The sequence below is a fragment of the Nocardiopsis coralliicola genome (genome assembly GCF_054779695.1).
In genome coordinates, this window is the sequence record NZ_BAAGXT010000024.1 from 1 (window position 1) to 19,948 (window position 19,948).

General features: G+C 74.2%; 15 protein-coding genes and 1 pseudogene. 7 read left to right on the forward strand and 9 right to left on the reverse strand.

Annotated elements, in window-relative coordinates:
* The 3 genes and pseudogenes from ACYVGT_RS17030 to ACYVGT_RS17040 form a co-directional block, all read left to right on the forward strand.
* Nucleotides 1-343 (forward strand): annotated as a pseudogene (locus ACYVGT_RS17030) (histidine kinase); the annotation flags it as partial.
* Between the two features lie 64 nt (nt 344-407).
* On the forward strand, nt 408-1,112 hold the full coding sequence (locus ACYVGT_RS17035; protein ID WP_460859422.1) for a hypothetical protein: 705 nt from the start codon (nt 408-410) through the stop codon (nt 1,110-1,112).
* A gap of 192 nt (nt 1,113-1,304) precedes the next feature.
* The gene (locus ACYVGT_RS17040; protein ID WP_460859425.1) at nt 1,305-1,496 is read left to right on the forward strand and encodes a hypothetical protein; all 192 of its coding nucleotides are present in this window, start codon (nt 1,305-1,307) and stop codon (nt 1,494-1,496) included.
* A 219-nt stretch (nt 1,497-1,715) separates the two neighbouring features.
* Here ACYVGT_RS17040 and ACYVGT_RS17045 read toward each other — a convergent pair whose 3' ends face one another.
* Together ACYVGT_RS17045 and ACYVGT_RS17050 are read right to left on the reverse strand one after the other, a co-directional pair.
* Nucleotides 1,716-3,176, reverse strand: a complete 1,461-nt coding sequence (locus tag ACYVGT_RS17045; RefSeq protein WP_460859427.1) for an SPFH domain-containing protein — start codon at nt 3,174-3,176, stop codon at nt 1,716-1,718.
* Complete coding sequence (locus tag ACYVGT_RS17050) at nt 3,177-4,808, reverse strand: SPFH domain-containing protein (protein ID WP_460859429.1); 1,632 nt, start codon at nt 4,806-4,808, stop codon at nt 3,177-3,179.
* A 361-nt stretch (nt 4,809-5,169) separates the two neighbouring features.
* Between ACYVGT_RS17050 and ACYVGT_RS17055 the strand changes: the two genes are divergently transcribed.
* Nucleotides 5,170-5,475 (forward strand): hypothetical protein, encoded by a 306-nt coding sequence (locus tag ACYVGT_RS17055; protein WP_460859432.1) that lies wholly within the window; start codon nt 5,170-5,172, stop codon nt 5,473-5,475.
* Nucleotides 5,476-5,799: 324 nt separating this feature from the next.
* Here ACYVGT_RS17055 and ACYVGT_RS17060 read toward each other — a convergent pair whose 3' ends face one another.
* The 4 genes from ACYVGT_RS17060 to ACYVGT_RS17075 form a co-directional block, all read right to left on the reverse strand.
* Entirely contained in the window at nt 5,800-6,228 is a 429-nt protein-coding gene (locus tag ACYVGT_RS17060) for a CBS domain-containing protein (protein WP_460859434.1), read from the reverse strand.
* 254 nt (nt 6,229-6,482) lie between these two features.
* On the reverse strand, nt 6,483-9,329 hold the full coding sequence (locus tag ACYVGT_RS17065) for a vitamin B12-dependent ribonucleotide reductase (RefSeq protein ID WP_460859436.1): 2,847 nt from the start codon (nt 9,327-9,329) through the stop codon (nt 6,483-6,485).
* A gap of 154 nt (nt 9,330-9,483) precedes the next feature.
* Entirely contained in the window at nt 9,484-9,951 is a 468-nt protein-coding gene (gene nrdR / locus ACYVGT_RS17070; protein ID WP_460859438.1) for a transcriptional regulator NrdR, read from the reverse strand.
* A 656-nt stretch (nt 9,952-10,607) separates the two neighbouring features.
* Complete coding sequence (locus ACYVGT_RS17075; RefSeq protein ID WP_460859440.1) at nt 10,608-11,144, reverse strand: LysM peptidoglycan-binding domain-containing protein; 537 nt, start codon at nt 11,142-11,144, stop codon at nt 10,608-10,610.
* A gap of 291 nt (nt 11,145-11,435) precedes the next feature.
* Between ACYVGT_RS17075 and lexA the strand changes: the two genes are divergently transcribed.
* Both lexA and ACYVGT_RS17085 read left to right on the forward strand, forming a co-directional pair.
* The gene (gene lexA, locus ACYVGT_RS17080; RefSeq protein ID WP_460859444.1) at nt 11,436-12,218 is read left to right on the forward strand and encodes a transcriptional repressor LexA; all 783 of its coding nucleotides are present in this window, start codon (nt 11,436-11,438) and stop codon (nt 12,216-12,218) included.
* A 279-nt stretch (nt 12,219-12,497) separates the two neighbouring features.
* Entirely contained in the window at nt 12,498-13,604 is a 1,107-nt protein-coding gene (locus tag ACYVGT_RS17085) for an alpha/beta hydrolase family protein (protein WP_460859446.1), read from the forward strand.
* Between the two features lie 750 nt (nt 13,605-14,354).
* On the opposite strand, the gene ACYVGT_RS17090 is transcribed toward ACYVGT_RS17085, so the two are convergent.
* From ACYVGT_RS17090 to leuS, 3 genes are all read right to left on the reverse strand, one after another.
* The gene (locus tag ACYVGT_RS17090) at nt 14,355-14,912 is read right to left on the reverse strand and encodes a hypothetical protein (RefSeq protein ID WP_460859450.1); all 558 of its coding nucleotides are present in this window, start codon (nt 14,910-14,912) and stop codon (nt 14,355-14,357) included.
* 789 nt (nt 14,913-15,701) lie between these two features.
* Nucleotides 15,702-16,367: a hypothetical protein gene (locus ACYVGT_RS17095; RefSeq protein WP_460859452.1), complete on the reverse strand. Its 666-nt coding sequence runs from the start codon at nt 16,365-16,367 to the stop codon at nt 15,702-15,704.
* A 4-nt stretch (nt 16,368-16,371) separates the two neighbouring features.
* Nucleotides 16,372-18,867, reverse strand: a complete 2,496-nt coding sequence (gene leuS / locus ACYVGT_RS17100) for a leucine--tRNA ligase (RefSeq protein WP_460859453.1) — start codon at nt 18,865-18,867, stop codon at nt 16,372-16,374.
* A 483-nt stretch (nt 18,868-19,350) separates the two neighbouring features.
* Here leuS and ACYVGT_RS17105 point away from each other — a divergent pair, with 483 nt between their 5' ends.
* On the forward strand, nt 19,351-19,869 hold the full coding sequence (locus tag ACYVGT_RS17105) for a DUF6406 domain-containing protein (RefSeq protein ID WP_460859457.1): 519 nt from the start codon (nt 19,351-19,353) through the stop codon (nt 19,867-19,869).
* Nucleotides 19,870-19,948 lie beyond the last annotated feature (79 nt).

Genomic DNA, 19,948 nt, shown 5'->3' on the forward strand with positions numbered 1-19,948 from the left:
GGCCGCGGCGGTCGCCGCCGGGGTCGCCCCGCCGGTGAGCGGCGGCAGCCTCGCAGCGCTGGCGCTGGCCGCGGTGCCGGGCGCGATCGCCGCGCAGACGGCGGCCCCCCTGCTGCTGCTCGCCGCGTCCGGGCTGACGGCGGCGGTGGCACCGGGCCGGTGGAGCGTCGGATCGCTCACTCTGCGCCGACCGGGGCGCAGCGCGGGAGCCCCGGGCAGCAGCTCAGCGCCGCGCTCCGGGGAGTGCGGCCGCGAGCCGAATCCGCGTCGGCCTGAGGAAGCGCCGCCGCTCCCCTATTCTGAGGGGCGGGCCGCCGCACCGCGGCCCCGCAGCACCCTCTGACGCAGCTCCCGGCGGCCCCGGCGGGAGGGGCGTCTCCACACACTCACGGGGAGAATCGCACTCCATGACCGCCTCGGCTCCCACGCCTCCGACGGGCGGCGCCGAACCGGCCCCCGGCGCATCCGCGGACACCGCCGCCGGACAGGACCCGGTCGCCCCGCTTCTGCAGATCGCCCACCGGCCGACACTGACCAGCCGCCTGGTGTCGTGGGCATCGCGCCCGCCGGGACGGCTCTACCTGCCCGCCTGCGCGGCCGTCGGCGCCGTGCTGATGTATGAGGACAGCGTGCCCGGCGGCGACCTGGCCGCGTTCGTCGTCGGAATGGGCGGCGGCGCTCTGCTCGCCGCGATGGGCGCGCTGCGCCTGGGCATCGCGCTGGCGGTGGCCCGCCCGATGGTGCGCCGCAACTGGCTGCGCTGGGCGGGCGCGCCGGTGATCGCGGCACTGGCGATCGCGCTGTCGGTCGCCGACATCCCGCTGCAGGGCCGGGTGGCCGCCTCCGCCGACCAGCTGCTCGAGGTGCGCGACACCGCGAACCGGTCCACCACGATCCCGATGAACGGCGAGATGGCCGGGCTGTACCCGCTCAAGTCGGTCACCGCGCTGGAGGGCACCACGCTCTACACCGTCCAGGGCGCGGGCCTGCTCGACACCTCCGGGCTGGCCTACAGCCCGGAGCCGCTGCAGACCGACGTCTTCATCGCGGGCCACGGCAGCCGCGTCTACGAGCACATCGCCGACAACTGGTACTCCTGGACCGAATACTGATCCGGCGGTACCGGGAGTCCCGGTACCGGGACTCCCGGTACCGGCCGGCCCGCGCCCGGGTCCGTGACGTGGTTCACCCCGCACTTTTCCCCGGGCAGCACCCGCCTCTCACCCTGCTTTTATCCGGCGGCGGTAGAAATGCGTGCGAGAAGCGAACAGCATGCATGTCCTGGGAGGGACGGGCCAGTTCCGATGAACGAATTCATGACCACCCTGCACCTGCGCATCTACGATGCGACTCGGGCGCTCCGCCGCGCGGACGCGCGCGGCGACGAGGCTGTCAGCCAGGCCCAGGCCGGCGAGATCGCCGACCTGGTGGAGATCGCGGCCCGGCACGGCGTGGACATCGGCAGCGGCTACCGGCCGATGGTCGAAGCGGCCTGAGCCCGGAGCGGAGCCGCCGCGGAAAGGCACGGCGCTGCGGGACCACCGGGTCGAACGGCCCGCGGCGCCCCGGCGGCTCAGGCCGGACCGGGCCCGCAGGAGGACCCGGAGGTACAGCGGAGAGGGGCGGGCGGCCGTTCGGCCGCCCGCCCCTTGCGCGTGCACCGGCCCGCCGCTCCGTGCGGGGCGGCGGGCCGGTGCGGCTCAGCGGTCCGCAGGTCAGCGACGGGACTTTCCGCCGCCGTAGCCCTCGCCGCGCTCGTGCTGCTCGCGCATGGCCCGCTGCTGGTCCTGGGCGAACTGCTCGGCCATCTGCTGCTGGCGCTCCGCGGCCGCGGACACGGCGCCCCGGGCGTCGTCGAAGGCCGCGGCGGACGGCGCGCCCGCTGCGGCGGAGCCGCCGGACGGCCGGGACCACCCGCCGCCCTTGGTCAGCTCCGGCAGGACCTGCGCCATCAGCAGGGTGGACAGCGCCGAGGACTCGCCGCCCTCGCCGTCGGTGCGCACCACGATCGGGGTGGGCGCCTGCTCGGCGAGCCGGGCGCCGACGTCGAGCCGGCGGCGCGCCAGCTCATAGCGGAGCACCGCCCGGTTGTCCCGGTAGGACGTGGCGAGCCGGTGCTGCGCCTTCGCCTCGTTCTGCGCGGCGACCAGGTCGGAGCGGCCGCGCGTCTCGATCTCGTAGCGGACCCGCTGGGCCTCGGTCTCCTGCTCCTCCAGCATCTGCGCGACGTCCTTGCGCGCCTTGTTCAGCGCCGCGTTGACCTCGACGATCTTGGCGTCGCGGGTCTTCTTGGACCGCTCGATGTCCATCAGCAGGGTGTCGATCCGCCGCTTGCGGGTGAGCTCCCACTCCTGCTCGTAGGCGACCAGCTCCTTGGCGACCCGCTCCCGGGTGGCCAGGTGCTGCTGGTACTGGTTGGGCAGCTGCACGTCGGGGATGTTGCAGCCGCGGATCTCCACCCCGTACCGGCGCAGCTGCCGGTTGAGCAGCTGCTGCATGTCGGCCACGTCCGAGCCGCGCAGGTCGAGGGCGCTCTCGGTGAGCACCTGCCGGCTGCGCTGCCGGATCGCGTCCTGCACGGCGCTGGACAGCACCAGGTCGAAGTTTGATGCGCCGATCGTGCGGACGAACGCCACCGCGTCGACGATGCGGAACTTGAGGAAGAACTCGATCGACTTGAGCGGCACGTTCTCGTTGGTCGGGCAGGCGAGGACGGGCGCGGTGTAGGGGATCTCGGTGGAGGTGTCGACCACGAAGTCCACCCGCGACCACGGATGCCACAGGTAGTGGCGGCCGGGCGGCAGCTGGCCGACGACGGCGCCGTACTTGGTCAGCAGGCCGACGGTGCCCTGCTCGATCTCCACGATGGAGGAGCGCCACCACCACAGCCCGCCGGCGATCAGCGCGCCGAGGGCGACGGCGAAGAAGGCCCCGGTCATCCAGGCGATCCACGGGTTGCCGGAGAGCGCGACGACGAGCGCGCTGAACAGCAGGTACAGCGCGAGCCAGACGAGCCAGGTCCAGGACAGCCCCCGGCTGTCCCGCGGGATGACGACCGGCACCAGCGCGCCGTTGTCGCCGCCGCGCAGCAGCCGGGCGATGTCGCCCCAGGACGCCAGCGCTTCCTTGATGTGCGAGCCGTCCCGGACCGGGCCGGCGGGTGCGGGCTGGTTCATCTAGCGGCCTCCCTGCTCGAAGCCCGGGCCGGGCGCTGGCGGGGCGTCCTGGTGCGGGTCGGCGACCGAAGCGCGGATCTCCTCCATGCGCTCCTCGCCGGGGATTTCCTGGTCCTCGGGGGCGGGGGCGGAGACGGTCTCCGGCTCCTCGGTGAGCAGCGCCTCGATCTCGGCCTCGCGCTCGGCGATACGGCTGGAGATCTCGGCGAGCCGGGAGCGGATCGCCGCCATGTCCTCCTGGTTGAACAGCTCGGCCTCGGCCTCGCCGATGATGCCCTGGGCCACCCGGAGGAAGTTGACGCTCTCGGCGTCGCCGCCGATGTTGAGCACCCGCGGCAGGCTGCCGGCGACCGCCTCCAGCTTGTCCAGCAGGTCCTGCTGGTAGCGGTAGTTGAGGATCTCCGGTGCCTCGGCCGCGCTGACCGCGCGGATGTCGAGCGCCTGCGCCTCCAGCAGTGCCGCGTTGGCGTTGGCGGTGGACTCGGCCTCAACGAAGCGCTGCCGCGCCTGGGCCCGGGCCTTGTTGGTCTCCCGCTCCAGGGCGGTGTCCATCTGCGCCTGGTACTGGGCGATGTCGGCCTGGATCGCCGAGAGGGTCTCGTTGAGCGAGGCGAGCTCCCGGTTGAGGTCGCCCTCGTTCTGCTCCTTCTTCAGCTGGAGCTCGTACTGGTAGGTGTAGGCCTCCTTGGCGACCCGCACCATCTCGGTCGCCGCCAGGTCCATCCGGTACTCCTGGCTGGACGGCTCGGCGTGGGTGATGTTGGCGTTGGTGAGCCGCACCGCGGGCAGGAACTGGCGGTTGAGCTGCTCCAGCAGCGCGGCCGTGTTCTCACCGACGAGGTCGTAGATGTCGGCGGCCTGCTGCTCGTAGATGAGGCTGCGGGTGGTCTCGCTGATGGCGTTGTTCAGCTTCTCCTGGAAGCCCTGGACCGCGCCGAGCACGAAGATGAACTGCTCGGGGTCTTCGATCCGGAACTGGACGAAGAGGTCGATGGAGGCCTTGACGCCGCTCTTCGTCGGGGCTTCCCGGATGGGCGCGTTGAAGGGGTACTCCCGCGTCGTGTTGACGATGTAGGAGACCCGCTTCCACGGGTTGAACAGGGTCACCCGGCCGGGGCCGACGATCTGCTCGAGCTTGCCGAACTTGGTGATGAGGGCGTGGCTGCCGTCGGGCACCATCACCATGCCCTGGCGCCACCACATGAAGGCGGTGAACAGCACCAGGACGAGCCAGAAGTGCGGCCCGAAGAAGGGGTTGAGGAGGAAGCCGAAGCCGACCGAGGACGCGCCGAGGCCGACCAGTCCGACGACGGCCAGCGCGATCGACGGCAGCATCGCCGTGAAGGTGCGGCCGCGGGGGATGACCATGGGGCAGATGACGTTGACCGGTCCGTCATGGCTGCGTTCGAACGTCGACCGGTTGAGCGCCTCGCCGGCGTTGTTCAGCGACGTGGTCTTCTGCTCGATGCGGGTGCCCGGCGAGGCGCCCTGCTCCCGGGCAGCCAGAAAGTCGCCCGGGTCGAGTCCGAATCCCTCCGCCCCCTCACTCAGCGCGTCGGAGACCGCGGCCCGGGGGTCGCCCGACTGGGCGACCGCCGAGGCGGCCCCGCGCACCGTCTGTGCGAAGGACATACCTGAAGACTCCTCGGTTTTCCGTGGTGTACATGGGTGAACGTGCGGATGAGACGCCCGCGTTGCGGGCGCGGTTCCGCTGCAGTCCGCGCATCGTCCCACTCCACACGCCGAGCGGAGCCGCTCAGGGGGTTTTGGGGGACGCACGGGCCGCCGATGACCGAAACCGGCCGCGTCCCCGGTCCCGCCCCTCTCCCCCGGAGCCCGCGCCGGCGCACCCCCGCGGCCGGGACCGCCGCGGCCGGGACCGCCGCGGGCGCTGCCGGGTGCGGCGCTACGGTTAGAGGCGTCCCCCGCGGCCGGCGGCGCAGGCGCCCGCCCACCCCGCCGGCCGCGGACCGCCGTACTGCGAGGAGCGCCCATGCCTGCCGTCCCGACCCCCGTCCTCACCTCAGCCGGCCTGATCGGCGGCTACGCGGCCGCGCGCGCCACCGGGATCCGCCCCCTGGGCGGCGCCGTGCTGGCCGCGTGCGGGGCCGCCGCGTTCCGGTCCTGGCAGCAGCAGGCGGGCACACCGGCGGCGGCCGCCCTGACCGGCCTCTACACGGCCGCGTTCGGCCTCTCCCACCCGCTGGCCAAGAAGATCGGCGCCTGGCCGTCGGTGCTCGCCGTGACCGCGGCGACCGGCGCGGCCGCTTGGGCGTTCGGCGAGCGCCCCGGCTCCTGAGCGGGCAGCGGAGCGGCGGCTGCGGCGCGCTGGCTGGGGGCCGGCGTGCGGCGGGCGAGGAGGCCGGCCGGGCCCGCCTTTCGGCTCGGCCGCCGGCTGATGGAGAACACCGCGAGAGGCGGACCCCGCCGCAGGGCAGCGGTCCACCAGCCGCGCCCCCAGGGCGTGTCGGGTGGATGGCGTTCACCGCGAGCGGTGTCGGCGGTGCTCCCGCCGCACGGCCGACGAGGGAGTCGGGGCGGGTTCTCCTCTTCGATTGAGGAGAACGCAGCGAGGGGCGTGCCAGGGCGCCGCGCAGCAGGACAGGCGTCCACCCACCACGCCCTAGCCCTGGGTGATGTAGGCCTCGAGCTGTTCGCGGTCGTGTTCGAGCCGGCGGATGCGGCTCTTGACCACGTCGCCGATGCTGACGATGCCCACCAGGGCGCCCGCGGTGAGCACGGGGACGTGCCGCACCCGGTTCTCGGTCATGACGACGGTGAGCGCCTCGACCGTGTCCCGCGGCGAGCAGGTGATGACCGGCGCGGTCATCAGAGCGCTCACCGGCTGGTCCAGCAGGCCGGCGCCGTGCTCGGGCAGGCCGCGGACGACGTCGCGTTCGGAGGCGATGCCCGCCACCGCGCCCCGGTCGACGACCACCGCGGCACCGACGTTGTGCCGCGCGAGCCGCTCGAGCAGGCGGTCGACACGGGTCTCGGGACGAACGGTGACCACGTCAGCGCCCTTGTCGTGCAGCAGGTCAGCGATGCGCACGGTGCCCTCCTCACGCAGCCGGTGACCGAGAGTTACCCTGCGCGCCGCACCGCATAACCGGTTTCCTCCCGATCGGGGGCCCGCGTGGACAATGTCCGGTTCCGCCGGAGCGGGCCGCCGGATTCGGGCTCCGCAGGAACAAGCGGCGGGGGCCGCCCGGAACGGGCGGCCCCCGCCGCTTGTCGCACCGCCGGCTGCGCTGGTGCGCCCTACCGCTGCTCCGGCCGCCGCGGCGGCCGGAGCAGCGGCGCCGGTCAGCTGCAGCCGCTGGTCGAGCCGCAGCCCTCGCAGACGTAGCAGGTGCCGGACGGGCGCATCTTCGTCCCGCAGGTGACGCAGAGCGGGGCGTCGGCGACGAAGCCCGTGGTGGCCTCCAGGGCACCCGAGGTGGGCGCCTGCCCGGAGGCCGGGGCCGGTTCCTCGGCGGCCGGGGCGGCCGGCGCCGCGGGCGCGGCCGGAGCCGCGGACTGGGCGTAGGACTCGACCTCGGCCGCCACCTGCGCCGGGTCCTCGCCTGCGGCCTGGGCGCGCCGCTCCTCTGCGGTGAGCACGCCGAGGTCGGCGCGCTCCTCGAAGGAGAGGTGGTCCAGCGCGAGGCGGCGGAAGATGTAGTCCACCACCGACTGGGCCATCCGGATGTCGGGGTCGTCGGTCATGCCGGCCGGCTCGAACCGCATGTTGGTGAACTTCTCCACGTAGGTCTCCAGCGGGACCCCGTACTGCAGGGCGATGGAGATCGCGATGGAGAAGGCGTCCATGACGCCGGCCAGGGTCGATCCCTGCTTGCCGAGCTTCATGAAGACCTCGCCGAGGCCGTCGTCGGGGTAGGACCCGGCGGTGATGTAGCCCTCGGCGCCGCCCACGGTGAACGACACCGTCTGGCTGGGCCGCTTCTTCGGCAGCCGGCGGCGGACCGGGCGCTCGACGATCTGCACCTCGGGCTGCGGCGCGGCGGCCGCCTCGGCGTCCGCGGCGGAGCCCTTCGACTCGGAGCTGCCGGTGGACAGCGGCTGCCCCACCTTGCAGTTGTCCCGGTAGACCGCGAGCGCCTTCAGGCCGAGCTTCCAGCCCTGGTAGTAGATGTGCTCGAAGTCCTCGACGGTGGCCTCCTCGGGCACGTTCACCGTCTTGGAGATCGCGCCGGAGAGGAACGGCTGCACCGCGGCCATCATCTCCACGTGGCCCATCGGCTTGATGTAGCGCCGGCCCATCGCGCAGTCGAACACCTCGTAGTGCTCGGGGCGCAGGCCGGGCGCGTCGACGACGTGGCCGTTCTCCGAGATGTACTCGACGATCGCCTCGATCTGCTCCTGCTGGTAGCCGAGGGTGTCCAGCGCGCGCGGGATGGCCTGGTTGACGATCTGCATCGAGCCGCCGCCGACCAGCTTCTTGAACTTGACCAGCGAGAAGTCCGGCTCGATGCCGGTGGTGTCGCAGTCCATCATGAAGCCGATGGTGCCGGTGGGCGCCAGCAGGCTGGCCTGGGCGTTGCGCCAGCCCGCCTTCTCGCCCGTCTTGAGGCAGTCCTGCCACGCCTCGGTGGCGGCCGCGGCGATCGCCGTGTCCATCGCGCCGACGGTGCGCAGGTCGTCGTTTGCGGCAGCGTGCTTGCGCATGACCCGCTTGTGCGCCGCGGCGTTCTTGGCGTAGCCCTCGTAGGGGCCGACGACGCCGGCCAGCTCGGCGCTGCGCTTGTAGGCGGTGCCGGTCATCAGCGAGGTGATGGCGGCGGCGACGGCGCGCCCGCCGTCGGAGTCGTAGGCGTGGCCGGTGGCCATCAGCAGGGCGCCGAGGTTGGCGTAGCCGATGCCCAGCTGGCGGAAGGCGCGGGTGGTCTCGCCGATCTTCTCGGTCGGGAAGTCGGCGAAGGTGATGGAGATGTCCATCGCCGTGATCACCAGCTCGGTGAGCTTGGCGAACCGCTCGATGTCGAACGTGCCGTCCTCGCCCAGGAAGCGCAGCAGGTTGATCGAGGCCAGGTTGCACGAGGAGTTGTCCAGGTGGACGTACTCCGAACACGGGTTGCTGGCGGAGATCCGGCCGCTCTCCGGAGCGGTGTGCCAGTCGTTGATCGTGTCGTCGTACTGCACGCCCGGGTCGGCGCACTCCCAGGCGGCGGTGGCCATGGAGCGGAACAGGGACTTCGCGTCGACCGTGTCGACGGTGTCACCGGTGGTGCGCGAGACCAGGCCGAAGTCGGTGGCGCCCTCGACCGAGCGCATGAACGCGTCGGAGACGCGGACCGAGTTGTTGGCGTTCTGGTACTGCACGCTGAACATGTCGGCGCCGCCCAGGTCGACGTCGAAGCCGGAGTCGCGCAGCGCGCGGATCTTGTGCTCCTCGCGCGCCTTGGTCTGGACGAACTCCTCGATGTCGGGGTGGTCGACGTCGAGCACGACCATCTTGGCGGCCCGGCGGGTCGCGCCGCCCGACTTGATGGTGCCGGCCGAGGCGTCGGCGCCGCGCATGAAGGAGACCGGCCCGGAGGCGGTGCCCCCGGAGGACAGCAGCTCCTTGCTGGAGCGGATCCGGGACAGGTTGACCCCGGCGCCGGAGCCGCCCTTGAAGATGATCCCCTCTTCCTTGTACCAGTCGAGGATCGACTCCATGGTGTCGTCCACCGAGAGGATGAAGCAGGCCGAGACCTGCTGCGCCGAGGAGGTGCCGACGTTGAACCACACCGGCGAGTTGAAGCTGAACAGCTGGTGCACGAGCGCGTACTTGAGCTCGTGGTCGAACACCTCGGCGTCGGCGTCGGAGGCGAAGTAGCCCTCGGCGCGGCCGGTCTCGGTGTAGCGTCCGACGACCCGGTCGACCAGCTGCTTGAGGCTCCACTCGCGCTCGGGGGTGCCCACCGCGCCGCGGAAGTACTTGCTCGCCACGATCTGGGTGGCGTTCATCGACCAGTCGGCGGGGAACTCCACACCGCGCTGCTCGAAGTTGACGGTGCCGTCCCGCCAGTTGGTCATGGTGACGTCGCGCCGCTCCCAGGCGACCTCGTCGTAGGGGTGGACCCCCGGCGTGGTGAAGACCCGCTGGACCTTCAGGCCCCTGCGCTTGCCGCCGCCCTTGCGCGCTGTGGCGCCGGTCGTCTCCGTCATGCTCTCCCCCTGCTCTGCTCCTGCTGGTCGGGCGGCCGCCGACCGCCCCGCCCGATGCCCTGACTGTGTTCCTGTTGCGGCCGCTGCCGCGCCGTCTGCTCCGCCGGCGCCGCGCGTCCGCTACCGCGTGTGCTGTGCTGGTCCCGCCGGCCGGCTACTCGCCCAGTTCGGCGGTGCGCCTCTCGGAGCGCAGCCGCTCGATCTCCTGCTCGAAGTCGGCGAGGGACTCGAAACCCCGGTAGACGGAGGCGAACTGCATGTAGGCGACCTCGTCCAGCTCCTGGAGGGGGCCGAGGATCGCCAGGCCGATCTCGTGGGCTCGGATCTCGGCGACCCCGCGGCAGCGGATCTCCTCCTCCACCCGCTGTCCGAGGGCCGCGAGCGCGTCCTCGGTGACGGGGCGGCCCTGGCAGGCCCGCCGCACCCCGGCCACGATCTTGCTCCGGGAGAACGGCTCGGTGACGCCCGACCGCTTCTGCACCATGAGCAGGACCGTCTCCTGCGTGGTGAACCGCCGCTCGCACTCGGGGCACGAGCGCCGGCGCCGGATGGCGGTGCCGTCGTCGGTCGACCGGCTGTCGATCACCCGGCTGTCCGGATGGCGGCAGAACGGGCAGTGCATGCCGGTACGCCTCCCTGCTGACCCTGAACCTGCTCCGGCCCGGACGCATCCGGACCCGCACGGCACTCCTGCGCGCGGAGCCTCTGTGCGCCGCGAACCCCTCACCCACTAAAGCACAACTTCTGGGCGGATTCTTCCGCGAACAGCACTAGATCTAGTGGTCAAACCTAGGGGCGCACGGAGGCGGGTGCAAGCCCGCCGCACCCTCTTCGGCGGGGCCCGGGACGGAGACCGCAGGTCAGCCCCGCGCGCATCGCCTTCCACCCCCGCCCCAGCCGCGGGCGTGTCGCCGAGGCCGCGGGCGGCGGGGTGGCAATCGCCACGGCTCCGGCGCCGGAGCCGGAGCCTCGGGCATGGGGAAGGGATCGCGCTGACGGGCGCCTGAGGAACATACCCCCAGGTGGGGACCTCTGGGAACGGGCCTACTGCGGGCCGCGGGCCCGAACCGGGCAGCATCCGGGGAACCGCCGCAGCACAGCGCCGCCGGCGCGCCCGCGGCCGCCGCTCGCGCGCAGGCCGCATGCGGCCGCACCCTACGCCCGCAGGGGCGCGGGGCGCCGGATGCCCGGAAACCCGGGGGCGTCGCCGGGCCGGCTCCGGGGGCCGCAGCGGCCCGCGGCGGCGGCCTCGGCAGCCGGCGCGGCGGGCGGGGGCGCTCAGTGCCTGGGGACGCGCAGGATCTGGCCGGGCTCGAGCTCGGTGCCGGCCAGGCTGTTGAGTTCGACGATGGAGTGCACGGTACGGCGGGTGTCCTCTGCGGGGGCGACGCGCTCGGCGATGAGCCAGAGGCTGTCGCCCTCCTGGACCACCACGGTCGGGGACACCGAGCCGCTGAAGAACGACGCAACCGGAGCGGCGGAGGCGGAGCCGGCCGAGGCGGACGCCGCAAACAGCAGCGAGACCGCTCCGGTGGCCAGTGCGCAGAGCAGCGCCACGAGGACGGCGCGGCCGCGGAGGGTGAGCCGCATCCGGACGGCCGGGGGCGCACCGAACTCGGGCAGGCCGGATACGGCGGGCGGCGGCGTCCACTCGGGGACGTCGACGGCCCAGTCGTAGGGGGCCGCGGGACGCCGGTGCCCGGGCCGGGATTCGGGGCGGTGCGGCCGCGCCCCGGCGGACGGCTCGGACGCCCCGCGCTGGCGCGGGACGACCGGCGCGGCGCCGGACGGGCCGGGCGGCGCGGAATCGACCATGATCGCTCCCTTCGAACGCCCGTTCGTTGGAACATGCGTTCGACTAATACCGCATCCAGCCGTTTTTTTCATCACCATCTCGAACGTTTGTTTGATCTCACTGTGTGCAGGCACTACCGTTGGACACGCTTGACTTCCGGCTCCGGCGCGCGCGGTTGAACGCGGGGCGCACGGTTCCGGGACCGCCGTGACGCGGGGATCGTCGCCCGACAGAGCCCCGCGCGTCCCGCCGCAGCACTGACCCACCACCCACACGCGACGACCGCGAGATCACCGCCGAGGAGGCCGGCCGTGCCGGAGGAGAACCACGGAGCGCAGGAACCTCGCGCGGCCGGAGCGGGTCCCACCGCGCTCCGGCCCGTTCCCCCGCCGGAGCACGCCCCTGCAGAGGCGGACGGCGAAGCCGCCGCATCGGCGCAGGATGGTGCCCCCCGGCTCACCGCGCGCCAGCAGAGCGTCCTGAACTGCATTCACCGCTATGTGCGGCAGCGCGGCTATCCGCCGTCCATCCGGGAGATCGGGGACGCCGTTGGCCTGTCGAGCCCGTCCAGTGTCGCGCACCAACTGAAGGTCTTGCAACGCAAGGGGTACCTCCGGCGCGACCAGAACCGCCCGCGGGCGGTCGAGATTCGCATTCCGGGCCAAGCGCCGGTGCGCTCCTGGGACGAGCTCGAGGCCGACCCCCAGGGCGACCAGTCCCGAGCTGCGCATGTGCCGGTCGTGGGCCGGATCGCGGCGGGCGGGCCGATCCTCGCGGAGGAGTCGATCGAGGACGTCCTCACGCTGCCCAAGCAGATCGTCGGCGAGGGCCGCCTGTTCATGCTCACCGTGGTCGGCGACTCGATGACCGACGCCGCCATTACCGATGGTGACCTGGTCGTTGTCCGCCAGCAGCCGGAGGCCAACAACGGCGACATCGTGGCCGCACTGCTGGGCGACGAGGCCACCGTGAAGGTGTTCAAGCGGGAGCAGGACCACGTGTGGCTGCTGCCGCGCAACGACGCCTACGCACCGATCAACGGCGACGAGGCCACCATCCTGGGCAAAGTCGTCGCCGTGATGCGCCGGATGTGACCCCCCGCGCCACCCGCGTAACGAATCAGCCTCCTTTCGGATCGGCCCCGTGACCTTCACCTGAAGTCACGGGGCCGTTGCCGATTCGGAACGCATCGGAGACCCCTGGTGGCGGGCTTCCGGCACCCCCGGCCGCCGGGCGTCCGACCGGGGCGGCGGCGCGCCAGGGACCTTCGTCCCGAACCGGGGCGGCCTCCATCACCCGCGCTGCCCGCCCCGACCGGCGGAGGCCGCGGTGCTGCCGGGGCAGCGGGCGGCCGGGCGCCGTACGGTAGGGCCATGCCCGTCTCTCCCCTCCCCCTCCGGCGGCTCCCGCTGTGGCGGCACTGCCTGCGCACCGCCGCGGCCGTCGGCACCGCCGCCGCCCTCGCCGCGGGCTGCTCCCCTGCGGCGCCGCCCACCGCGGAGCTGCCCGGCGCCGATCCGGTCGAGCACGAAGTGGAGTTCGACGGCGGCTCCGGAACCGTGCCCGGCACTCTTGCCCTGCCGGCGGAGGCCGGAGAACCGGTGCCGGCCGCACTGATCGTGTCCGGGAGCGGGCCGACCGACCGGGACGGCAATTCTCCGGGGCGCCCCGACGCCGGGACCAACCTGAACCTGGCGCGGGTGCTCGCCGGCTCCGGCGTGGCGTCGCTGCGCTACGACAAGTACGGCAGCGGGGACCGCCCGGTGCCGGAGTCCGGCGAGGACGGCGCGGAGGCCTCCTACGGGCTGTTCGAAGAGGAGATGGCCGCCGCCTACGCGGAACTCGCGGCGCGGCCCGAGGTCGACCCCGAGCGCATCGCCGTGCTCGGCCACTCCGAGGGCGCCCTGTTCGCGCTGGGTGCCCCGGAGGCCGTCGAGGGCCCGCCGCCGGCCGGCCTGGTGCTGGTGGCCCCGCCGGGCGAGGTGTACCTCGACCTGATCGACCGGCAGATCACCGAGCAGGTGCGCTCGGCGGAGGCCGCCGGCAGCATGGACGCGGCCGGCGCCGCCGACCTGCTGACGGGCACCCGCACCGCGATCGCCCGGGTCCGCGCCGGAGAGCCGCTGCCGCAGGACCTTCCCGAGCAGATCGGGGGCATCTTCGCGCCGGAGACGGCCGGGTTCCTCCGCGAGATCGACGCACTGGACCCGGCGGAACTGGCCGCGGACCTCCCCCCGGGCATGCCGACCCTGGTCCTGCGCGGCACCGAGGACGCACAGGTGACCGCCGGCGAAGTGGACCGCCTGGCTGCGGCCCTCGGCACCGAGCAGATCGGCCTGGACGGCGCCGACCATGTCCTGCGCACCCGCCCCGGCGGCCCGGGCTCGGCGGCCGCCCCCGACGACCAGCGCCCCTTCACCCCGGATGCGGACGGCCCTCTCGCCGCATTCTTCGCCGACCTCCCGCCGGCCCGCGCCTAGGGCCTGCCAGGGCGCCGCGCAGCAGGGCAGGTGTCCACCCAACACACCCCCTGGGCAGCGGCCCGATCCCGCACCGAGGCCGCGCCGGCCTGCCGCCGGCCCGCACCAGGGCGCCCCGGCCAGCCCGGAGGGCCCGGCGGACCCCGCGGCTCCGGCCGATGCCGGTCGCTGCGCGCACCGTTCGGCCCCGGCCAGCGCCGCGGCGCGGTCAGGCGCCGCACGAGTACGCCCGGCCCTCCGCGCCCGTTCCGGGCTACCGGCCTCCCCCGGCCTCTGACCGCCGGCGGACCGCCGGCCGCCCCGCTGCGCCCGCGGTACGCGCGCGCTCCCCCGCCGTCGAGCAGGCGGCGGCCTGCGGGCGGGCTCGGCCCGATCGGGCATCGGCCGCAGGCCCCGGTCGGCGGAGCCAGCAGGACGGGGCGGCGCCGCTCGGCGTGTCCGCCGCAGGCCGAGAGCCTCGGCGGGCAGGAGTCCCCCAGTCAGTTGCGCCTACCGCGCCCGCGAACGCGCGGCGGCCCGGCTTCCGGTGCGGCCGGCGCCCGCCGGGCGCTTCGGGATGCGGACGGACACCGCCGCGGTCGGCCGCCCAGAGCGGGCCCGAGCGGGTTGCTTCTGCCGCTCGCGCCTCTGGCGCGGGAGGAATGCCCCGCCAGACGCGGGCTGCCCCGTTGCCGCTCAGGCGCGGAGCGCACGCGGCGGACCGCCCCGCGCGGCTGGCACTGCTGCGCTGCGGCGGTGCGGCGCCCCCGGTCAGTCGCGGCCTGCTTCGGCGGAGGCGAGAACGGAGTGGGCGAGGCGCTTGGCGCCGTCGACCATGTCGGCGTCGGGGATGGGGCGGGTGCCGGCGAAGTCGCCGGCCGCGGAGTAGCAGGACTCGACGAACAGGTTGGCCGTGGTGAACGCGACGCAGCCCCAGCCCAGCGGCCGGACCTCGCCGTCGTACCAGGAGTAGGCGCTGTCGCCGAGTCCGGAGAGCGCCGTCCGCTCGTGCCGCTGGGATGCTCCGGCGAGCAGCTCGGCCGCGCCGCCGGCACCGCGCCCGGCATCGTCGCCGGTGACCACCATGACGACCCGGGCGGCCGCCGGTGTGCGGCGCGCGTCCTCGGTCGTGGCCCACCGGCACTGGACTCCGGTGCGCCCGCTGCCATTCAGCGAGTCGAGCGGACTGGACACGTCGGCTCGGGCGTCGGGCACGAGCTCGGTGAGGACCTCGCCTTCGGCGGCCGCGCAGCCGGGCGGCTCGCGGTACCCCTCGGGGGCGGCCGCGATCCGGCCGATCGCCCAGACCCCGATGCCCAGTAGAACCACCGCGACCAGCGCGATGGCGACGACGGCCGCCGCTGCGCACCCCCGGCTCGCCCGCGGCCCGTCCCCGGGAGCGCTCTCCTCCCGCGGAGCCCCGCCCGTCTGCCCCGGTCCGCCGGCGGAGGTACCGCCCGCGCCGGGGGCGTGCGCACCGCTTCCGAGCCCGCCGACAGACGCACCGGCCTGCCCTGCCGCTCCGGGAGCGCCCGAGGGCACGCCGGCGCCGGGGCCGGCCGTACCCTGCGGCTGCCCATCGGGGGCGGCGGCGCCGGCCGGCCCGGCCCCGGCCGGACCCGCAGCCCGCTCCGATCCCGGCGCGGAAGCCGCTGACACGCCGTCTCCGGGCGCCGGTGAACGAGGGCCGACCGCGGGCGCGCCGACCTCGGAACCGCCACCGGGCAGGCCCTCTGCTCCCGCTGGGACGCCGCCTCCTCCGCCCTCCAGCGTCCCGCTTCCCGGAACGGGCCCGGGCGCCGGGTTCCCCCTGGGGCCGCCCGCTGCAGAACCGGCCGTCTCAGCGGGGCCGCTGGCGGGTCTGCCGCCTTCCGGCCCTCGACCGCTCGCGGGGGCGTCCGCGGGCGGCACCGGATCGGCGGCGCGGCGGCCGGGAACCGGGTGGTCGGGCGCGGGGCCCTCCGGCGGGTCCGCCGGGGGCTCACCGGGACCGGGCGGGCGGGGCATGGCGGCCTCCTCCGTCTCCCGCTCCGCGTCCTGGGCGGGGCGGCTGGTTCGGGCTGCGTGGACGGCGGTCCGGTCCGTCCGGTCTATCCGGTCCGTGCGGGGCCCAGGCGGTCACAACTCGTCGGCGACGGCGCCGGCGACGTCCAGCGCAGCCGAGCGCGCGTCACCGTAGGAGATCGGCGCGCCGTCCGGACCGTCCGCGCCACCGTAGGCGATCCGCACGATCAGGTTGTCGTGGCGGAAGACCGCCTCGGCTGCCGACCCGTCAGCGGTGGGGCGCCAGGTCTGCCCGGTGCCGCCCAGCTCCGGCGCAGGCGCGGCGCCGCGGTGGGCCTGCTCCAGGGCCGCGAGGTCGCGGGCCGCGGCCTGCGCCCCCGCCACCTCGCCTGCGGAGTCGGTGAACAGGGCCTGGAAGTCGGCGCGCAGGAACCGCGGCTCCGCGTCGCCGCCGGCGGAGCCGATCGATGTCCAGGTGCACACCGACCCGTCGGATTCCTCCAGCGGGCCGCGGTGCGCACCGTCCAGGCGCGGCTCCTCCAGGACCTCCGCGACGGCCTCGGACGGCACTGCGGAGCAATCCGGCGCGGCCTGGTGCAGGTCGGCCTCTGCGGGCGCGTCCGCCGGGCCCGAGCGGTCGATGAGCGCGGCCGTGCCGAGGCCGGCCGCGACCAGCACGGCGGCCGCGCCGCCCGCCGCCGCTGCGCGGCGCGGGTGGCGGCGCACCGCCGAGACGATGCCGAACGGGTCCGGCCGCTGCGCGGGATCAGCGCTGGACACGGCGTCAGCCCGCCACGATGTTGACCAGCTTCGGCGCGCGCACGATGACCTTGCGCACCGCCTTGCCCGCCAGGAACCCCTGGGCCTTCTCCGAGGCCAGCGCACGGCGCTCCAGCTCCGCGTCGCTGATGTCGGGCGGGACCTGGAGCTTGTCCCGGACCTTGCTGTTGACCTGGACCACGGCGGTGACCTCTTCCTCGACGAGCAGTGCCGGATCGGGCGTACGCCAGTTGCCGATCGCGACCGGCCCGGAGTGCCCGAGGCGCTCCCAGCCTTCCGCGGCGACATAGGGCGCGACCAGGGAGAGGGTGACGGCGATGGCCTCGGCCGCCTCGCGCACCGCCGGGTCGGCGGCGCCGGGGCCGGATTCGATCGCCTTGCGGGCTGCGGTGACCAGCTCCATGATGCGCGCGACGCCCACGTTGAACCGGTGGCTCTCCACCGCGGTGGCGATCTTGTCCAGCGCGCGGTGGGTGGCCTTGCGCAGCTCGGGGTCGCCGGCGGCGGGGTCGGTACCGGGGGCGGAGGCCTCGCCGGCCTGCACCATGACGCGGAATGCGCGGCCGAGGAACTTCAGCGACGCGCCGGGCGACACGTCGGCCCAGTCCACGTCGTCCTCCGGGGGGCCGGAGAAGATCATGGTGAGCCGGACCGCGTCCACGCCGTAGGCGTCGATCTCGGTGCCCAGGTCCACGCCGTTGCCGAGCGACTTGGACATGGCCCGGCCCTCGTTGATGACCTGGCCCTGGTTGAGCAGCCGGGCGAAGGGCTCGGTGAAGCCGATCAGGCCCATGTCGTACAGCGCCTTGGTGAAGAAGCGCGCGTACATCAGGTGCAGGGTCGCGTGCTCCTTGCCGCCGATGTACTGGTCGACCTGGCCCCAGCGGGCGATGTCCTCGGGGGCGAACGGCCGGTTCTCGTCGTGCGGCGACAGGTAGCGCAGCGGGTACCAGGACGAGTCGACGAAGGTGTCCATCGTGTCGGTGTCCCGCTTGGCGGGGCCGCCGCAGCCGGGGCACTCGGTGGTGACCCAGTCCTCGGCGGCGGCCAGCGGCGAGATCCCCTTGGGCGCCAGGTCGGTGCCGCGCAGGTCGGGCAGCTGCACGGGCAGCTGGTCCTCGGGGACGCCGACCTCGCCGCAGGAGGGGCAGTGCACGATCGGGATGGGGGTGCCCCAGAAGCGCTGCCGGGACAGCAGCCAGTCGCGCAGCCGGTAGTTGACGGCGCGCTGCCCGGTGCCGCGCTCGGCCATCAGCTCGATGATCCGCGGGATCGCCTCGGACTTGGCCAGGCCGTCCAGCGGCCCGGAGTTGACCAGGGTGCCCTCGCCGGCGGTGGCGGTGCCGGTCTCGGCCGGGTCGGGGTCGCCGGTGTCGACGACGGTGCGCACCGGCAGGTCGAAGGTGCGGGCGAAGTCGAGGTCGCGCTGGTCGTGGGCGGGCACCGCCATGATGGCGCCGTGGCCGTAGTCAGCCAGCACGTAGTCGGCCGCCCAGACCGGGATGCGCTCTCCGTTGACCGGGTTGACGGCGTAGCGCCCGAGGAAGACACCGGTCTTCTCCCGCTCGGTGGACTGCCGCTCGATGTCGGACAGCTTGGCGACCTCGCTGCGGTACGCCTCGAACGCCTCCCGCTGCTCGGGGGCGCACAGCTCCTCGGCGAGGTCGGCATCCGCGGCGACGACGAAGAACGTGGCGCCGTAGAGCGTGTCCGGCCGGGTGGTGTAGACGGTGACCGGCTCGCTGCGGCCCTCGATCGCGAACTGGACGTCGGCACCCTCGGAGCGCCCGATCCAGTTGCGCTGCATGGTGAGGACTTCCTCGGGCCAGCGCCCGCCGTCCAGCTGGTCCATGTCGGACAGCAGCCGGTCGGCGTAGTCGGTGATCCGGAAGTACCACTGGTTGAGGCTGCGCCGCACGACCTCGGTGCCGCACCGCTCGCAGCGCCCGTTGACGACCTGCTCGTTGGCGAGCACCGTCTGGTCCTTGGGGCACCAGTTGACCAGGCCCTCCTTGCGGTAGGCGAGGCCCTGCTCGAAGAACTTCAGGAAGAACCACTGGTTCCACCGGTAGTACTCCGGGTCGCTGGTGTGGATGCGCCGCGACCAGTCGACCGAGATGCCGTACCGGCGGAACGACTCGGCCTGGGTCTCGATGTTGGCGTAGGTCCACTCGGCGGGGTGGGTGCCGTTGCGGATCGCGGCGTTCTCGGCGGGCAGGCCGAAGGAGTCCCAGCCGATCGGGTGGAGGACGTTCTCCCCGCGCTGGAAGTGGTAGCGGGCGATGACGTCGCCGATGGCGTACACCTCGGCGTGGCCCATGTGGAGGTCGCCCGAGGGGTAGGCGAACATGTCCACGACGTAGCGGCGGGGGCGCGTGTCGCCGTCGTCGTCGGACGCGGCGAACGGGTTCTCCTCCGCCCAGCGTGCCCGCCACTTGTCCTGGAGGGCGCGCGCGTCGTAGACGTCGCTCGCGACCTGGTCTCCCTCTACCGCTGTCATCTCTTCTGTCCCTCTACCGGTTCGCACTGGGGGAGCGCCGCCTGGACCGGGCGTGGAGCCGGCGCGCTCTGCGGCTCCCGGACAGGGCGCCGCGCGCCGGCCGTCCGGGGCATATCGAGTCTCCAGGTTAGCGCGGAGCGGGCCCGCGGCGTGCTCGGTCGCCGCGCGCCGCCGGATCGCCTGCCGCGGCAGCCGCCTCCCGGCGCGCCGCGCGGCAGCGCTGCGGGTACCGCCGGCGCCCGGACGGCCCGGCGGGCGCCGCCGCGGACGGCCACGTCACGGCAGCGTCTCGGCTCGGTACCTACGGATCACGCCCGCATCTCGTCCTGCGACACAGATTCCGCCGTTTCCGGGTTGGCGACGCGTCCGCTGCGCGGCGGTGCGAGAATGCACGCCGGGCGGGACCCCCGTGGCCGCCCTTTCCGGCGCTCCGGGGCCTCCGGGCGGCGCCGGCGCTCGACGAACAAGTGGAGAACGCCGCCCATGACGCCCAACCGTGCCGCCCGCGCCCTCATCGCCGCCGCTGCCAGCGCGGCCCTTGCGTTCGGCGCCGGAGCCTGCGGCGGGGACGCCGAGACCGAGACCGCGTCCGCCGACTCCCCCGCCCCCGACTTCGGGCAGCGCCTGGAACGGGTGCGCCTCACCGAGGGCACGGCCTACACGATGGAGCTGTCCACGGGAAGCACCGCGGCGGTGCGGATGACCGGCCACTCCGCGGGCGACGAGCCCTCGGTGGCGATCGACGTCACTCCGGAGGGCGGGGATGCGGCGACGCACACGCTCGGCCTCGGCGAGTCCCTCGACGTGGAGGGCGACCGGTGGCGCGTCTCGGAGATCGGCATGAGCGGCACCGCCGGCCAGCCCAGCAGTGTCACGCTGACCCGCGGCGAGGACGGCAGCGGCTCCCCCAGCCCGTCCGCGGCACCCGGCGCCCCGATGTCCGAGCCGGGCACCGCCTCCGCCGAGCGCGGCGCAGCCGGCGACACGCCGTCCGGAGCCTGATCCGCCCGCACCCCCGACCCCGCGAAGCGCCGCTGCCCCTGGCACGCGGCGCTTTTCCGTCTCCCCTGGCTGCAGCGGC